12 protein-coding genes and 1 pseudogene are annotated in these 15,636 nt (G+C 68.7%); 6 read left to right on the forward strand and 7 right to left on the reverse strand.

Annotated features, from left to right (window positions below; translation table 11 throughout):
• Positions 1-937: pseudogene (locus ACSMFO_RS38715) on the reverse strand (hypothetical protein); the annotation flags it as partial.
• A 144-nt stretch (positions 938-1,081) separates the two neighbouring features.
• Positions 1,082-1,426: a hypothetical protein gene (locus tag ACSMFO_RS38720; RefSeq protein ID WP_436462366.1), complete on the reverse strand. Its 345-nt coding sequence runs from the start codon at positions 1,424-1,426 to the stop codon at positions 1,082-1,084.
• A gap of 100 nt (positions 1,427-1,526) precedes the next feature.
• Here ACSMFO_RS38720 and ACSMFO_RS38725 point away from each other — a divergent pair, with 100 nt between their 5' ends.
• The 5 genes from ACSMFO_RS38725 to ACSMFO_RS38745 all read left to right on the forward strand — a co-directional run bounded on the left by ACSMFO_RS38725 (position 1,527) and on the right by ACSMFO_RS38745 (position 8,065).
• A complete protein-coding gene (locus tag ACSMFO_RS38725) occupies positions 1,527-2,684 on the forward strand; it encodes an acyl-CoA dehydrogenase family protein (RefSeq protein WP_436462388.1) in 1,158 nt (385 codons plus the stop codon).
• Positions 2,681-3,847: a CaiB/BaiF CoA transferase family protein gene (locus ACSMFO_RS38730; RefSeq protein ID WP_436462367.1), complete on the forward strand. Its 1,167-nt coding sequence runs from the start codon at positions 2,681-2,683 to the stop codon at positions 3,845-3,847. The genes ACSMFO_RS38725 and ACSMFO_RS38730 overlap by 4 nt, the downstream gene beginning before the upstream one ends.
• Before the next feature lie 44 nt (positions 3,848-3,891).
• Positions 3,892-4,731, forward strand: a complete 840-nt coding sequence (locus ACSMFO_RS38735) for an LLM class F420-dependent oxidoreductase (RefSeq protein WP_436462368.1) — start codon at positions 3,892-3,894, stop codon at positions 4,729-4,731.
• Between the two features lie 116 nt (positions 4,732-4,847).
• Positions 4,848-6,476, forward strand: a complete 1,629-nt coding sequence (locus ACSMFO_RS38740; protein ID WP_436462369.1) for a GMC family oxidoreductase — start codon at positions 4,848-4,850, stop codon at positions 6,474-6,476.
• 14 nt (positions 6,477-6,490) lie between these two features.
• Complete coding sequence (locus ACSMFO_RS38745; protein ID WP_436462370.1) at positions 6,491-8,065, forward strand: succinic semialdehyde dehydrogenase; 1,575 nt, start codon at positions 6,491-6,493, stop codon at positions 8,063-8,065.
• Here ACSMFO_RS38745 and ACSMFO_RS38750 read toward each other — a convergent pair.
• Positions 8,062-9,342 (reverse strand): MFS transporter, encoded by a 1,281-nt coding sequence (locus tag ACSMFO_RS38750; RefSeq protein ID WP_394361911.1) that lies wholly within the window; start codon positions 9,340-9,342, stop codon positions 8,062-8,064. The two genes, ACSMFO_RS38745 and ACSMFO_RS38750, sit on opposite strands and share 4 nt — an antisense overlap.
• Positions 9,339-11,000, reverse strand: coding sequence for an amidohydrolase (locus ACSMFO_RS38755; RefSeq protein ID WP_436462371.1), 1,662 nt, complete (start codon positions 10,998-11,000; stop codon positions 9,339-9,341). The genes ACSMFO_RS38750 and ACSMFO_RS38755 overlap by 4 nt, the downstream gene beginning before the upstream one ends.
• Before the next feature lie 211 nt (positions 11,001-11,211).
• Here ACSMFO_RS38755 and ACSMFO_RS38760 point away from each other — a divergent pair, with 211 nt between their 5' ends.
• Complete coding sequence (locus tag ACSMFO_RS38760; RefSeq protein ID WP_436462372.1) at positions 11,212-12,117, forward strand: Lrp/AsnC family transcriptional regulator; 906 nt, start codon at positions 11,212-11,214, stop codon at positions 12,115-12,117.
• Here ACSMFO_RS38760 and ACSMFO_RS38765 read toward each other — a convergent pair.
• From ACSMFO_RS38765 to ACSMFO_RS38775, 3 genes are read right to left on the reverse strand one after another with little or no spacing between them, the layout of a single operon-like run.
• Positions 12,114-13,643, reverse strand: coding sequence for an AMP-binding protein (locus ACSMFO_RS38765; RefSeq protein ID WP_436462373.1), 1,530 nt, complete (start codon positions 13,641-13,643; stop codon positions 12,114-12,116). The two genes, ACSMFO_RS38760 and ACSMFO_RS38765, sit on opposite strands and share 4 nt — an antisense overlap.
• A gap of 16 nt (positions 13,644-13,659) precedes the next feature.
• On the reverse strand, positions 13,660-14,787 hold the full coding sequence (locus tag ACSMFO_RS38770; protein WP_436462374.1) for a DUF5938 domain-containing protein: 1,128 nt from the start codon (positions 14,785-14,787) through the stop codon (positions 13,660-13,662).
• 26 nt (positions 14,788-14,813) lie between these two features.
• Entirely contained in the window at positions 14,814-15,602 is a 789-nt protein-coding gene (locus tag ACSMFO_RS38775) for an SDR family NAD(P)-dependent oxidoreductase (RefSeq protein ID WP_436462375.1), read from the reverse strand.
• Between the last annotated feature and the right edge of the window lie 34 nt (positions 15,603-15,636).

A 15,636-nucleotide genomic window follows, 5' to 3' on the forward strand; every position in this document is an offset into this window, starting at 1 on the left:
CGAGACGCCTACCCAGACTGGCTCCACACCTACAATCACCACCGCGGCCACACCGCACTCGCCGGCAAACCACCCGCCAGCCGCGTCCCCAACCTCCCAGGTCAATACACCGGGACCGCCGTGCGACCCAGCGGCAGCCCGAAGTGGGCCAGATAGGCGGACGCGGCGCCTTCGCCAGCCGGTCGAGGTCGGCGCCGAGGTCGAGCCCCGCCTCCGCGTAGGCGCGTTCCACCAGAGTCCGTTCGCCGGACTTCGCCAGGATCCGCCGGTAGTCGACGCCCACGTTCCAGCCCGGGTTGCCGCCGGCCCGCTGTTCCAGCGCGACCCGGTCGATCCCGAACGCGCCGGCGCGGTAGAAGCGATCCCAGACGCCCTGCCAGAAAACCTGATCCGCGACGTCCTGCGGGCGGGGCTGCGTGGCGTCCAGCCAGCCTGGGATCTCGGCCAGCGCGTTCGCCAGCGCGAGCCGCGCCCTGCCTCCCGGATTCGCGGTGGCGGCCTGCACCACGTCGACGAATCTGCCCACGTTGGCCGCGGGATCGGTGATCCGCACCAGCTGCAGCCGTGCGTCGAGCAGCGTGTTCAGCGCGTACCCGACATCGAGCGACGAATTCCAGTGCGTGGCCCCGCCGGCGAGGGTGCCGCAGAAGGACATCAGGCCGTCGAACCGGCGCGGATTCCGCTCGGCGAGCAGGGTCGCGGTGATCGCGCCCACCGATTCGCCCGCCGCGATGGTGCGTCGCGTCGGGCCGATCGTGTGGGTGAACCAGTCGTGCAACCGGGTCTGGTCGATCAGCGCCTCCTCGATCGACCAGCCACGCACGGTCCGATACTGGGACGCGGCCAGCGCGTATCCCGGCGCCAGCAGGAAAGACTCGGTCGCGGGCTGTGACGTCAGCGCGATCCGATCGGGTTCCGGATACGCCACGGAGTACATCCCGTGGCTCCACAGCACGAGCGTGCCGTTCCAGTTTCCGGCACCAGCACCAGATAGCGTGCGCCTTCGAGGTCGCCCTCGTACCTGACCACCCCCGCGGCTCATCCCTCGCCGCGCGGACCGCGGTGTCGACGGCCGCTCGGCCTAACTGAAGATGACCGAGCGCAGGAGAAGTCTGTCCGAGCCCCGGCCGCCGTTCGGGCGAAGCGAGAAGTAGGAATCACTCGAGCAATCGTCGTCCAGGAACACCACCGCGGTCGAATCGGTGTCGTTCCGCGGACGGAACGCGTCGACGTCCCAGTCCGCTATTTCGGGTATTTCGATGCATTCGCCGCTGGGCGGATCCACCAGGGTGCCGACCTGGATTTCTTCGTCTTCGTCGTAATAGCGGTAGGTGAATTCGCCGTCGGCCGCGGAGGCCACCGCCGGAATCGTGAAGCACAGGGCGACGGCGCTGACAAGGGAAAGGAAAGCGGTTCGTTTACGCATGGTTCGACGTTAGGACGGTGATCAACATCTCCGGTAGGTCCCGCGGCGAGGTCCACCCGAGGGTGTGGACCTCGCCCGGATGGTGATCGATAGTGAGGGCATGTACACCGGCAACCCCGACGTCCCCGACGACGTGTTCGCGGACGTTCTCGGCCAGATCAACGATTTCGTGCGCACCCGGGTGATGCCCCGTGAGCTGGAGATCATGAACACGGACGCCATTCCGGCGGATCTGCGGGCGCAGGCCGCGGAGATGGGACTGTTCGGGTACGCGATCCCCCAGGAGTGGGGCGGGCTCGGCCTCGACCTGGTGCAGGACGTCGAGGTCGCGATGGCGCTGGGGTACACGTCGCTGGCGTTGCGGTCGATGTTCGGCACGAACAACGGGATCGCCGGGCAGGTGCTGGTCGGTTTCGGCACCCAGGAACAACAGGCCCGGTGGCTGCCGGGGATCGCGTCAGGTGAGGTCGTCGCGTCGTTCGCACTGACCGAGCCGGGCGCTGGGTCGAATCCGGCCGGGTTGCGGACCAGTGCGAAGCCGGACGGTGACGGCTGGGTGATCGACGGCGGGAAGCAGTTCATCACCAACGCCACCGAGGCCGGCCTGTTCGTGGTGTTCGCGCGGACGGACACCGGGATCGCGGTGTTCCTAGTGCCCGCCGACGCGCCGGGCATCACGGTCGGGGCGAAGGACGCCAAGATGGGGCAGGAGGGTTCGCGGACCGCGGACGTGACGTTCTCGCAGGTCCGAGTCGGGCCCGAGGCGCTGGTCGGTGGAGACGGCGAAGTCGGCTACAAGGCGGCGATGACGTCGTTGGCGCGCGGGCGGATCCACATGGCGGGCCTCGCCGTCGGGACGGCGCAGCGGGCGTTGGACGAGTCCGTCACGTATGCCGCGTCGGCGACCCAGGGTGGCACGCCGATCGGGGATTTCCAGCTGGTGCAAGCGATGCTGGCCGATCAGCAGACCGGTGTGCTCGCCGGTCGCGCGCTCGCCCGTGAGGCCGCGCGGGCGTATGTGACGGGGGAGGACCGGCGGATCGCGCCGTCGGCGGCGAAACTGTTCTGCACCGAGATGGCGGGCAAGGCCGCGGATCTCGCGGTGCAGGTCCACGGCGGAAGCGGCTACATGCGCGAGGTCGCGGTCGAGCGGATCTACCGGGACGTCCGGTTGATGCGGCTGTACGAGGGCACGAGCGAGATCCAGCGGTTGATCATCGGCGGTGGGCTGGTGCGGGCCGAGAAGAAGAAAGCATGACGAGGCCACTCGACGGGGTCACCGTCGTCGCCGTCGAACAGGCCGTGGCCGCACCGCTGGCCACCCGCAACCTCGCCGACCTCGGCGCGCGGGTGATCAAGGTCGAACGCGTCGACGGCGGGGATTTCGCCCGCGCGTACGACCACGCCGTCCACGGCAGCGGCGCGCATTTCGTCTGGCTCAACCGGGGCAAGGAATCGCTCGCCGTCGACCTCAAGACCGACGAGGGCCGTGACGTCGTCCGGCGGCTGGTCGCGAAGGCCGACGTGTTCGTACAGAACCTCGCGCCCGGCGCGGCGGAGCGGCTCGGTTTCGGCGATCTGCGGGCCGATCACCCCGAGCTGGTCGTGGTGAACCTGTCCGGGTTCGGCGCGGGCGGGCCGATGGAGCGGCGCAAGGCCTACGACATGCTGGTCCAGGCCGAGGCCGGGCTCATCGCGATCACCGGCACCCCGGACGCTCCGGCGAAGACGGGCATCCCGACCGCCGACATCGCCTCGGGCATGTACTGCGCGCAGGCGGTGCTGGCGGCGTTGCTGCGCCGCTGGCGCACCGGCGAGGGTGCGACGATCGAGGTCTCGATGCTGGAAGCCACCGTCGAATGGATGGGATACGCGCTCTACACCCGGATGTACGCCGGCACCGAGCCCGAGCGGATGGGGCTGAGCCACAGTTCGATCGCGCCGTACGACGCCTTTCCGACGCGTGACGGCCAGATGCTCATCGGCGTCCAAAACGACACCGGCTGGCGCACGCTGGTCACCGACGTCCTCGACGCGCCCGAACTCGCCGACGATCCGCGCTTCACCACCAACGTCAAGCGGGTCGCCCACCGCGCGGAATGCGACGCCGCTGTCGCCGCGAGGACATCGCTGTGGTCCAACCGCGAGCTCGACGACCGGCTCGCCGCGGCCGGTGTTCCCGCCGCACAGCTCAAGGACGTCGGTCAGGTCGCCGACCATCCTCAGCTCCGGGCGCGCGATCGCTGGCGCAAGGTCGGCACCGAATTCGCCCGGATCGACGCGCTGCTGCCGCCGGTGACGTTCGACGATTTCGAGGCGTGCATGGGCGACGTCCCGGCTTTGGGGGAGCACACGCACGCGTTGCTCGTCGAGTCCGGAGTGGACGCCGACGACTATCTTCGCCGGGGTATCGCCCGCTGAATTTCGGGAGCGTCTGGAGGAACTCCAGGATTACGATCAAGAACATGCGATTCGCCATCAAGACTTCGCCGCAGGACACCGTCTGGTCCGACATGCTCGCCGTCTGGCAGGCCGCCGACGAGATCGAACTCTTCGAATCGGGCTGGACCTTCGATCACTTCTATCCCATTTTCTCGGATTCGACCGGCCCCTGCCTGGAAGGGTGGATGACGCTCACCGCGCTCGCGCAGGCCACGAAACGGCTCCGGGTGGGCACCCTGGTCAGCGGGATCCACTACCGCCACCCCGCGCTGCTCGCGAACATGGCCGCGACACTGGACATCGTTTCCGGCGGACGGCTGGAGATCGGTGTCGGCGCGGGCTGGAACGAAGAGGAATCCGGCGCGTACGGCATGGAGCTGGGCACCATCAAGGAGCGCAGTGACCGCTTCGAGGAGGCCTGCGAGATCCTCGTCGGCCTGCTGACGCAGGAGACCACGAGCTTCCAGGGCGAGCACTACCAGCTGACCGACGCCCGTTGTGAACCCAAGGGTGTGCAGAAGCCGCATCCGCCGATCTGCATCGGCGGCAGCGGCGAGAAGCGCACCCTGCGCACGACCGCGAAATACGCCCAGCACTGGAACTTCGTCGGCGGCACGCCGGAGGAGTTCGCGCACAAGCGCGAAGTGCTGCACCGGCACTGCGCGGACATCGGCCGGGATCCGAAGGAGATCACCTTGTCCTCGCACGTGCGCCTCGGCACGGACGGCGACTACGCGAAGGTGGCCGCCGAGGCCGAAGCACTCGGTGAAGTGGGGCTCGACCTGGCGATCATCTACTTGCCGCCGCCGCACACCCCCGCCGTGCTGGAGCCGCTCGCGAAGGCGCTCGAACCGCTGCGCTGAGGTCTCGAAGGCCGGCCGGGGAGCGACGGCCCGTTGCGGAACCGGCCGGTCTCGCTATACGGTGACAGAACTAGAACAGGTTACAGTTCTGCACGGTGGGCGACCGAGGAGCGGACATGGCGAACAGGGCTGCGCGCGGCGACGAGGCCGACTACGTGGTCGTCGGATCGGGCAGCTCGGGCGCCGCGGTCGCGGGCAGGCTGGCGGAGGCCGGGGCCAGCGTGATCCTGCTCGAAGCGGGCAAGACGGACGAGAAGATGCTCGTCAAGAAGCCGGGGCTGGTCGGCCCGATGCACGCGGTGCCCCAGCTCAAGAAGCCGTTCGACTGGGGCTACTACTCGGTGCCGCAGAAACACGTTCTTGATCGCCGGATGCCGGTGCCGCGCGGCAAGGTGGTCGGCGGTTCCAGTTCCATCAACGGGATGGTCTACGTGCGCGGCAACCGCGCCAACTTCGACTCCTGGGCCGCCGAGGGCAACAAGGGCTGGGACGCCGACAGCGTCAACGCCGCGTACAAGCGGATGGAGGACTTCGAGGACGGCGAGAACGACTTCCGCGGTGCGGGCGGGCCGATCCGGGTCACCCGCAACAAGACCCCGCAGGAGGGCACGCTCCAGTTCCTCCAGGCGACCGCCGACGCTATCGGCTGCGACATCCTCGACGACTACAACGCCGAGTCCCAAGAGGGCGTCAGCCGGATGCAGCAGAACGCCGCCGACGGCCTGCGCTACAGCGCCTCGCGCGGTTACATCCACCATCTCGCGCCCGCCACGCTGCAGGTCCAGTCCGGCGTGCTGGCGAAGAAGGTGGTCATCGAGAACGGCCGCGCCGTCGGTGTCGAGGTCGTCGACGCGAACGGCGGGCAGCGCATCCTGCGCGCGGGCAAGGAGGTCATCCTCTCGGCGGGCTTCGTCGGATCCGCGCAGCTGCTGATGCTGTCCGGGATCGGGCACGCCGAGCACCTGAAGGAACACGGCATCGACGTCGTCGCGGATCTGCCGGTCGGGGACAACCTGCACGACCACATGTTCCACGCGCTGACCTTCCGTGCGTCGTCGAGCAAGAACAGGGGCACGCCGCCGTACTTCGCGCGCGGCCTCGTCAGCGAACTGATGCGGCCCGGGACGACGTTCCTGGCGAACTCGGTGTTCGAGGCGGTCGCCTTCCTCAAGACCTCCCAGGCCGCCGAGGTGCCCGACCTCCAGCTGCATCTCCTGCCGTGGGCGTACGTGACGCCGAACCAGGACGCGCCCATCCGGCACGACGTCGACAAACGGCCCGCGCTCACCGTGCTCACGACGCTGATCTACCCGAGGAGCCGCGGCACGCTGCGGCTCGCCTCGGCCGATCCCACGGCGGCGCCGCTCATCGACCCGCAGTACCTGTCCGATCCGGGCGATCTCGAGGTGCTCGGTGAGGGTTCGGAGATGGTCCGCGAGATCTTCGCGTCGAAGGCGTTCAACGGCTCGATCAAGGAGGAGCTGCACCCCGGCAAAGCGTTGCAGGGACAGGAACTGCGCGACGCGATCCTGAACCGCGCGACCTCGGTGTACCACGGCGTCGGAACCTGCCGGATGGGCGTGGACGAGCTCGCGGTCGTGAGTCCCGACCTCAAGGTTCGCGGGGTCGAGGGCCTGCGGGTCTGCGACGCCTCGATCATGCCGTCGATCACCGGTGGCAACACCAACGCGCCCGCCATCATGATCGGCGAAATGGGCGCACAGCTCGTCCTTTCGGACAACTGACGGAGAAGAGGGCCATGACCGTCACACCGCTCGCGCTCACCCGTCCGGCGTCGGTGACCGACGCGTTCCTCCGAAGGCTCGTCGCCCGCGTGCCGGGCTCGTCCGGCGCGACCTGGAAACTCACCGAGGTCTACACCGGCGAGGTGCTCGTCGAGCTGCCCCAGTCGACGCCCGCCGACATCGAGCAGGCGTTCACCACGGCCCGCGCCGCGCAGGAGAAGTGGGCCGCCACCCCGCTCAAACAGCGGCTGGAGGTGTTCAAACGCGCGCACACGCTCTTCGTCGACAACGCGCCGGCCGTCACCGACCTCATCCAGGTCGAGAGCGGCAAGAACCGCCGGATGGCGATCGAGGAGACCTGCGATCCGGCCATGGTGATGAGCCACTACCTCACGCGGGCCACCAAACTGCTGGCGCCGATGAAACGCGGGGGACCGGTCCCGTTCCTGACGACGTCCACCGAGATCCGGCACCCCAAGGGCGTGGTCGGGATCATCGCGCCGTGGAACTTCCCGTTCGCCACCGGCATTTCCGACGCCGTCCCGGCGCTGATGGCCGGGAACGCGGTGGTGCTGAAACCTGACAACAAGACCGCGCTCTCCCCGCTCTACGGCGTCGAGCTGCTGGAGCAGGCCGGGCTGCCGAAGGGGCTGTTCCAGGTGGTGTGCGGTGAGGGCCCCGACGTCGGCCCCACGCTCATCGGCCAGGCGAACTACGTGATGTTCACCGGTTCCACCGCCACCGGCCGGGTGATCGGCGAACAGGCGGGCCGCAACCTCATCGGCTGTTGCCTCGAGCTCGGCGGCAAGAACCCGATGATCGTGCTCGAAGACGCCGATCCGGACGAGACCGTGCAGGGCGCGATCTTCGGCGCTTTCGGCAACACCGGGCAGATCTGCATGCACATCGAGCGGATCTACCTGCCGGAGTCCCGCTACGAGGAGTTCAAGAACGCGTACGTGGCCAAGACCAAGGCCCTCGACGTCCGCGCAGCTTACGACTTCGGGCCGGACATGGGTTCGCTCGTCTCCGTCGACCACATGAGCCGGGTCAAATCCCACGTCGACGACGCCGTCGCCAAGGGCGCGACCGTCCTTTGTGGAGGGAAGCCGCGACCCGACCTCGGCCCGGCGTTCTTCGAGCCGACGATCCTCGAAGGCGTCACGAAGGACATGCTCTGCGGCGTCACCGAAACCTTCGGACCCGTTGTCGCACTGCACAAGTACCGCACGGTCGACGAAGCCGTCGCGCTCGCCAACGACACCGAGTACGGCCTCAACGCCTCCGTCTGGGGCGGTGACGTCGGCGCCGCGCGTGCCGTGGCCGCGCGGATCGAGTCCGGCAACGTCAACATCAACGACATCCTGGCCACCGCGTACGCCTCGAAGGGAACGCCGTCGGGCGGGGTCAAGAACTCCGGCGTCGGCGCCCGCCACGGGGACCAGGGCCTGCTCAAGTACACCGACGTCAAGAACGTCGCGGTGCTCAAGAAGCAGGTCATGGGTCCTCGCGGCGGCCAGACCTACGAGAAGTACGTCGAAGGGATGCTGTCCGGCCTGAAACTCATGCGGCGCTTGCGCATCCGCTAAACCTCGTCGGTGTGCTGCGGCGCGGCCAGCACACAGGCGATGCTCAGCACGCACATCCCGATCAGCAGGCCGATCGCCGGCCAGACACTGCCGGTCGCCTGGAACAGCAGCGTCGACACCAACGGCGAGAGGCCGCCGAACAGCGCGCCCGCGAGCTGATAGGACAGCGAGATGCTGGTGTAGCGCGCCCGCGGCCGGAACATCTGCGACAGGATGGCGGCGATCGGGCTGTAGGTCGCCGTCATCGCCAGGCGCATCGCGACGAACGCCGCGATGATCAGCACCGCGTTCTTGGTCGACAGCACCAGGAACTGCGGCGCCGCGAGCACGGCGACCCCGACCAGGCCGATGACGACCACCCGCACCCGGCCGAAGCGATCGCCGAGCCAGGCGGCGCCGAAACTGACGACCAGCTCGACGAAGGCGGCGATGGTGAGCGCGTTGAGCACCAGCGATTCGGAGACGCCGACGGCCGGGTCGGTCGCGTATGCCGTCGCGAAGGTGGTGACGAGGTAGTAGCCGCCGACCGCGACGGGCAGCACGCAGATGCCCAGCAGGATCGGCTTCCAGTTCGTCCGCACCGCGTACAGGATGGGCACGCCGGTTTCCTCGACCGTTTCCTCGAAGACCGGTGACTCTTCGACCTTCAACCGAACGATGAGGCCGACGCCGATGAGCAGGACGGACGCGAAGAAGGGGATCCGCCAGCCCCAGGTGGCGAGCCATTCCGTGCCGCCGGTGCTCAGCAGGCTGAACAGGCCGGTGGCCAGCAGCGCGCCGGCGGGGTTGCCCGCCTGCGCGAACGCGCCGTAGAACGTCTTCTTGTCCGGTGGCGCGTGTTCGACGGCCATGAGCACGGCGCCGCCCCACTCGCCGCCGACGGCGAGGCCCTGGACGAACCTGAGGACCACGAGCAGGATCGGCGCCCACGTGCCGATCTGGCCGTAGCCGGGGAGGCAGCCGACCAGGAACGTCGCCGCGCCCATCATGGTCAGCGTGACCACGAGGGCGGTCTTGCGGCCGACCCGGTCGCCGACGTGCCCGAACACGATGCCGCCGAGCGGCCGCGCGAAGAACCCGACGGCGTACGTCGCGAAGGCCGCCGCGACACCGGTCAGCCGGTCGCCGGTGGCGGGGAAGAACACGGTGCCGAAGACGAGGCTCGCGGCCGTGGCGTAGATGTAGAAGTCGTACCACTCGATCGTGGTGCCGACGAAGGCCGCGAGCCCGGCCCGGCGGGCACGGCGGAGCGACTGTGTGTCGGTTCGGACGGTCATCGGGCCACCTCGCCGTCGATCCAGGTTTCCAGCACGCCGATGCCCGCGATCCGGCTCGGGTCGCAGGTCAGGGGATTCTCGTCCAGCAGCACGAAATCCGCGCGTTTGCCGGGGGTGATCGAGCCGAGGTCGCGTTCCCGGCCGAGCACCCGGGCGCCGGCGATCGTATGCGCGGCGACGGCCGACCGGACGTCGATCAGCAGGTCGTCCCCGCCGAGCCGGTGGCCGCGGCGGGTCGTCCTGGTCACCGCGGTCTGGATGGCTTCGAGCGGATTCGGTTCCGCGACCGGGGCGTCCGAGCTCAGCGTGACCGGCACGCCCGCGGCCTGGAACTCGCCGAGCGGGTTGAACCGCTCGCCGGGAGTCCCGACGGCGTCGGTGACGCCTTCGCCCCAGTTGTAGTAGTGCTGCGGCTGGTTGACCGGATGGACGCCGAGCGCGGCCATCCGCTCGATCTGCTCTGGGGACGGCAGCCCGCAGTGCTCGATGCGGTGCCGCGCGTCCGGCCGGGGATTGCGCTGCTGCGCGTCGTCGATGGCGTCGAGCACCATGGCGATCGCGTCGGGGGACTGGGCGTGGGTCGCGGTCTGGAGCCCGGCTTCGTGGGCCTTGCCGATGAGGGCGGCGTAGTCCTTCGGGTCGTGGTAGAGCTGCCCGGTGCGGCAGGGATCGCCGACGTAGCCGTCCGGGAAGTACGCGGTCCAGCCGCCGAGCGTGCCGTCGGCGTAGAACTTGATCCCCGCGAAAGCGAGGCGAGTGGTGCCGAAAGCGCCGTGCAGTCCCATTTCCAGGGCCTGGTCGAGCAAGTGGGACAGCAAGTACATGTGGACGCGCGTCTTGAGTCGCCCGGCCTCGTCCAGCCGCAGGTACATGTCGAACTCGCGGCGCGTGACCTGGGCGTCGCCGATCGCGGTCACCCCGGCGGCGAGGAACTTCTCCTGCGCCGCGGCCAGCTGCCGCGCGTGCTCCTCCGGCTCGTCATCGAGGTGGAAGTTCGGTCCATGCCGTCCGACCTTCACCCCGGTGACGCCGGTGAGGATGTTGCACGCGGCGTCCGAGAGCTCCCCGGTCAGTTCGCCGTGCTCGTCGCGGAAGAACACCCCGCCGTCGGGATCCGGGGTGTCGCGGGTGACGCCGTTGCGCCGCAACGTGAAGCTGTTCACCACACCGCCGTGCCCGCTGGCGTTCATGAGGTAGACCTCGCGATCGCCGGCGACCGCGTCGAGTTCTTCCTTGCGGGGATGGCGTTTCTCGGCGAGGTTGCGGTGTTCGTAGCCGTAACCTCGGACGGGCCTGCCCGCCGGAGTGTTTTCGGCCGCCTCACGCAGCAGCGCGACGATCTCGGGAATGGTCGACGCGCGTTCGGGACCGCAGTCGACCCAGGTCATCATCTGCCCGTACATCAAGGGATGCGCGTGCGGATCGACGAATCCCGGCAGGAGCGTGCCCGGCAGCCGCCGCACCTCCGGATCGGGACGGCCGAGGCCCGCCGCGCGGGCACGGCATTCGTCCACCGAACCGACCGTGGCGATCTCCTCGCCGAACACGAGTACCGCTTCGGCGCCTTCGGTGGCGTCGTCGACGGTCACCAGCTCATCGGGAAGCAGGATCGTCGCTCGCGCGTCTAGGACTGAACGATCGAGGGGCAACAGGCGCATCGGGCGGACTCCTGGGGTTTTCGACGGTGAAGTGGGGCGAAGGTAAGCGACGAAAACCGTCAGCGCAATCAGATCGGTCGTATACGGATGGTGTTCACGATCGATCTGCACGCGATCATGAACACAACGCGCAATCTCGGCTGTCTTTGCCGGGTTTCCGCTGGTGATATGGTGCGTCTCGCCGTCGGAAATTCAGCAGAGGAGAATCGTCGTGGACGACGCGCTGGTCGCGGTTTTGCGCACGGACGGCCGGATGAGCGTCGCCGATCTGGCCAAACGCGTCGGGGCTTCGAGGTCGGCCGTGTCGGCCAGGCTCGAGCAACTCAAGGCCGACGGCTCGCTGAACGTGGTCGCGGCGGTCCATCCCGAGTTCCTCGGCCTGACCGCGTACGCGCACCTCGCGATCCGCACTTCGGGCCGCTCGCAGGCGACGACGGACGCGATCGCGGCCTTGCCCGCCGCGGCGTTCGTCTCCGCGGTGAGCGGGGATCACCAGACCGTCGCCGAGCTGCGCTTGCCCGACTCGCCCGAGCTCTATCGCACGGTGGCCGACATCCGCGGCCTGCCGGAGGTGGAGCAGGTCAACACCCTGGTCTACGTGGACGTGGTCAAGGGACTGTTCATGCCCGGCCGCCCGCTGCCGCCCTGGTTGCGGCTCGACGACCGCGATCTCGCGATCATGCTGCGGCTGCAGGCCGACGGGCGGGAAAGCTACGCGCGTATCGCCGAGCACGTCGGGCTGTCGCCGTCGGCCACCCGCACCCGCGTGCGCTTCCTGGTCGAACACGACGTCATCCGCATCGCGCCGGTGCTCAGCCGCGCCCGGCCGGACGCCGGTCTCGTCTGCGGGATCGGCCTGAACGTGCGGGGAGCCGGGGATTCCGTGACCGCCGCGCTCGCCGCGCGGGAGGACACCGAGTTCCTCGCCAGGACCATCGGCCGGTTCGACGTCGTCGCCACCATCGCCGCGCAGTCCGCCCGAGCCCTCGACCGGGCGCTCGAAGAGATCAGCGGCAGGCCCGACGTCGTGACCGCGGAGACGTGGGTCCACCTCCGCATCGCCAAGGAACGCTACGAGTGGCCGCTGCCGACCGCGGAGGAACTCGCGCGCCGCTAGGCGTTGTCCAGCAAGGCTTTCCGGATCTCGGTCTTGAGTACCTTGCCGATCTTGGACCGGGGGAGATCCGGCCAGACCAGGATCTCCTTCGGCGTCTTGATGCTGCCCAGCCGCTCCTTGACCGCGGCGCGGAGTTCTTGCGCCGCCGCCGTTCTCCCGGAGTGGAGCTGGACCACGGCGGTGATCTGCTCGCCCCATTTCTCGTGCGGCAGCCCGATCACGGCGCAGTCCTGCACCGCTTCGTGCGCCATGAGTGCCTGTTCGACCTCGGCCGAATAGACGTTGAACCCGCCGGTGATGATCATGTCCTTGGCACGGTCGACGATGTAGAGGTAATGGTCCTCGTCGAGGTAACCGATGTCGCCCGTGTGATGCCAGCCGTGCGCGCTCGCCTCCGCCGTCGCGTCCGGATTCTTGTAGTAACCGAGCATCACCAGTGAGCCGCGGACGACGATCTCGCCGCGTTCGCCGGGTGGGAGCAGCTCGCCGGTGTCGGACATGATCGCGACCTGGGTGAGCGGAGTGGGCCTGCCTGCCGACGTGAACCGTTCGAGGGCAAGGGATCCATCGGGATGGACGTGCTCGGCGGGCGCGAGGGTGGAGACCATCATGGGGGCTTCGCTCTGCCCGAACAACTGCCCGAAGACCGGGCCGATCCGGGTGATCGCTTCGGCGAGTTTGGTGGCCGACATCGGCGCGGCGCCGTACCAAAGGCATTGCAGCGACGACAGATCGGCGGCGTCCAGCGCCGGATTGTCGAGCAGCAGGTAGATCAGCGTCGGTGGCAGGAAGGTGTGCGTGATCCGGCGGCGTTCCACCAGCGCGAGGAAGTCGCCGAGGTCCGGCGAGGGCATGACGACGATCTCGCCGCCGAGGGTCAGGACCGGGAAACAGAGCACGCCCGCCGCGTGGGTCAGCGGCGCCAGCGCCAGGTAACGCGGGCGACCGGTGAACGGGTAGCTCATCAGCGTGAGCGCCGACATCGTCTCCACGTTGGTGCCGCTGAGCATCACCGCTTTGGGATGGCCGGTGGTGCCGCCGGTGCCGACCAGCAGGACCATGTCGTCCGCCGGGGTTTCCTCCCAAGGATCGGCGCTGTCGATCCAGTCGGAAAACGGGACGGCGCCGGGCATCGTGCCGTCGAGACAGACCACTGTGGACAGTTTCGGCAGGTCGGGGAGCATCCGGGAGACGAGCGGTGCGAACGACTCCTGCATCAGGAGACAGGTGCAGTCGAACAGGTCGAGCAGTTCCCTGTTCTCGGCGGCCTCGTTTCGCGGGTTGACCGGGCACCACACGGCGCCGGCCCGGCTGATCCCGAAGACGCAGCCGAACGACAGGGGATCGTTCCCGGACAGGATCGCCACCTTGTCGCCCGGCTTGACACCGGACCGGGCCAGCGCCCGCCCCACCTGCCACGACAGCTTTTGGACTTCGCCGTAGCTGAGGGACGTGTCGCCCATGGTGAGGCAGGGCGCCGCCGGATCGAGTGAAGCGCCCTTGTCGAGGTAGTCGGTCAGTCGCACGCGCTCGTCCTTCCGGTCAGTCGTGGACGGTCAAGACCGGATTCGAAACCAGCCCGAAGCTTCGTAGCACGCCGAGCAGCTCGCGGTGGCCGAAAGCCTGGCACCCGGAGGCGAACCCCACGCGCTTCGGCGGCTGCTGGAGCAGCGAGTAGGCGCCGTAAGCCTGCATCAACCCGGTCTGCTTGTAGTTGCAGGTCCCGTGGATGACACAGTGCGCGCGGCCCAGCGGCCCCGAGGCGTGCACCGAATCCAGCGAGGTGTTGAGCCGCTGGTTCTCGCGCGGCGGCATCTCGTCGCGCACCGCGGCGGCCTGCTCCGCCAGCACACGCATCTTTTCGTCCAGCGGAAGGTCTTTCACCTGTTCCAGGACGGCCGCGACGATCTGCGGCACACCCTGCATGAGCGCGCGGTCGAAGACGCCGCCGACGGCCTTGACGTTGGCCACGCGCGCGTCGTTCTTGAACCAGACCGGATGCGAGGTGCCGCCCCAGGGCAGGGCCAGCCCGGTTTCGTGATGGCCGGGCACGGTGACGTCCTGCAGTCCGCCGTCGGCGGGCCAGGGCCGGTACTCGTCCTGTTCGAGGTAGTACGCGGCGGACAGCGCGGCGTTGACCAGGATGGTCTTCGTCGAAGCGACCGTGGGATAACCCTTCCAGAACACCAGGATGTCCAAAGTGTCCAGTCCCGGTGTCTCCAGGCACAGGTTCGCCGCGATCTCGCCGGTGGTGTACATCTGCGCGATACCGGGGGAGAGCAGCAGGCCCTTCTCGGCCATCTGCGCGCCGTAACGCTCTTCGGAAGCGATCAGCCAGTCTTGTTCGCCGGTGGTGTCGAGGTAATGCGTTCCGGTGCGCAGGCAGGCTTCGACGACTTCGTGGCCGTACTCGCTGAACGGGCCGACGGTGTTGCACACGACCTTGGCGTCGCGGAACAGTTCGGTGAGCGCTTCGACGTCGTGCGAGACCTCGACGACGTCGTGATCGATGGTGTCGAGGCCGGGCACGTGGTCGATCGCCTCCTGGATGCGGGCCTTGTCCCGGCCGGCGGCGATGAACGGGACGTTGTACTCGCGCAGGTACTCGCAGATCAGCCGTCCGGTGTAGCCGGAGGCACCGTAGACCACGACGGGCTTGGGGCTGCTCATGGTGATTCCTTTCGGGTTCGTGCTGGTCACATGCCCATTCCGCCGTCGACCGGGAGCCCGGCGCCGGTGATGAAGCGGGCGGCGTCGGAGGCGAGGAACACGACGGCGTCGGCCATGTCCGCGACTTCGCCGAGCCGCCCGGCGGGGGTTTGCGCGACGACCGCGCCGATGGCGTCCTCGACGCTGGGGAACAGGCCGACCTCGACGACGTCCTGCGCGAGCTGATTACCCATCTGGGTGGGGACGAGGCCGGGGTAGACGCAGTTGACGCGCACGCCGTAGCCGAGTTTCCCGGCCTCCATCGCGGCGACCCTGGTGAGCCGGTCGACCGCCGATTTCGTCGCCGAATAGCCGGCGATGCCGGGGAAGGCGATGGTCGCGGCGACCGAGGCGATGTTCACGACGGCGCCACCGGCGCCCGCGGGACCGCCGGGCCGCATCGCGCGGAAGGCGTGCTTCACGCCGAGGGCCGTGCCCAGCACGTTGACGTCGAGCATCTTGCGCACGTCGGCGGGGTCGAGGTCGGCGACGAGCCCGGTGATCTCGACGCCGGCGTTGTTCACCACGATGTCCAGCCCGCCGAGTTGGCCGATGACCGCGTCGACCGCCTGCTCCCAGCTCTGTTCGTCGGTGACGTCGAGCCGGACGAAGCCCGCGTCGAGCTTGTCGGCGGTGGCGCGCCCGAGATCCTCCTGGACGTCGCCGATGACCACCGAGGCGCCCGCCTGTGCCAGCGCTTCGGCCATTCCGGCGCCCAGGCCCTGCGCGCCACCCGTGACCAGGGCTTTTCGGCCCGAAAGGTCGTACGAACCCATGGACTTCTCCTCCTTGAGACGGTCCGCGGTTGCG

Origin of the sequence: Amycolatopsis sp. w19, from assembly GCF_051373225.1 — a bacterium.
GTDB classification, from domain to species: Bacteria; Actinomycetota; Actinomycetes; order Mycobacteriales; family Pseudonocardiaceae; genus Amycolatopsis; species Amycolatopsis japonica.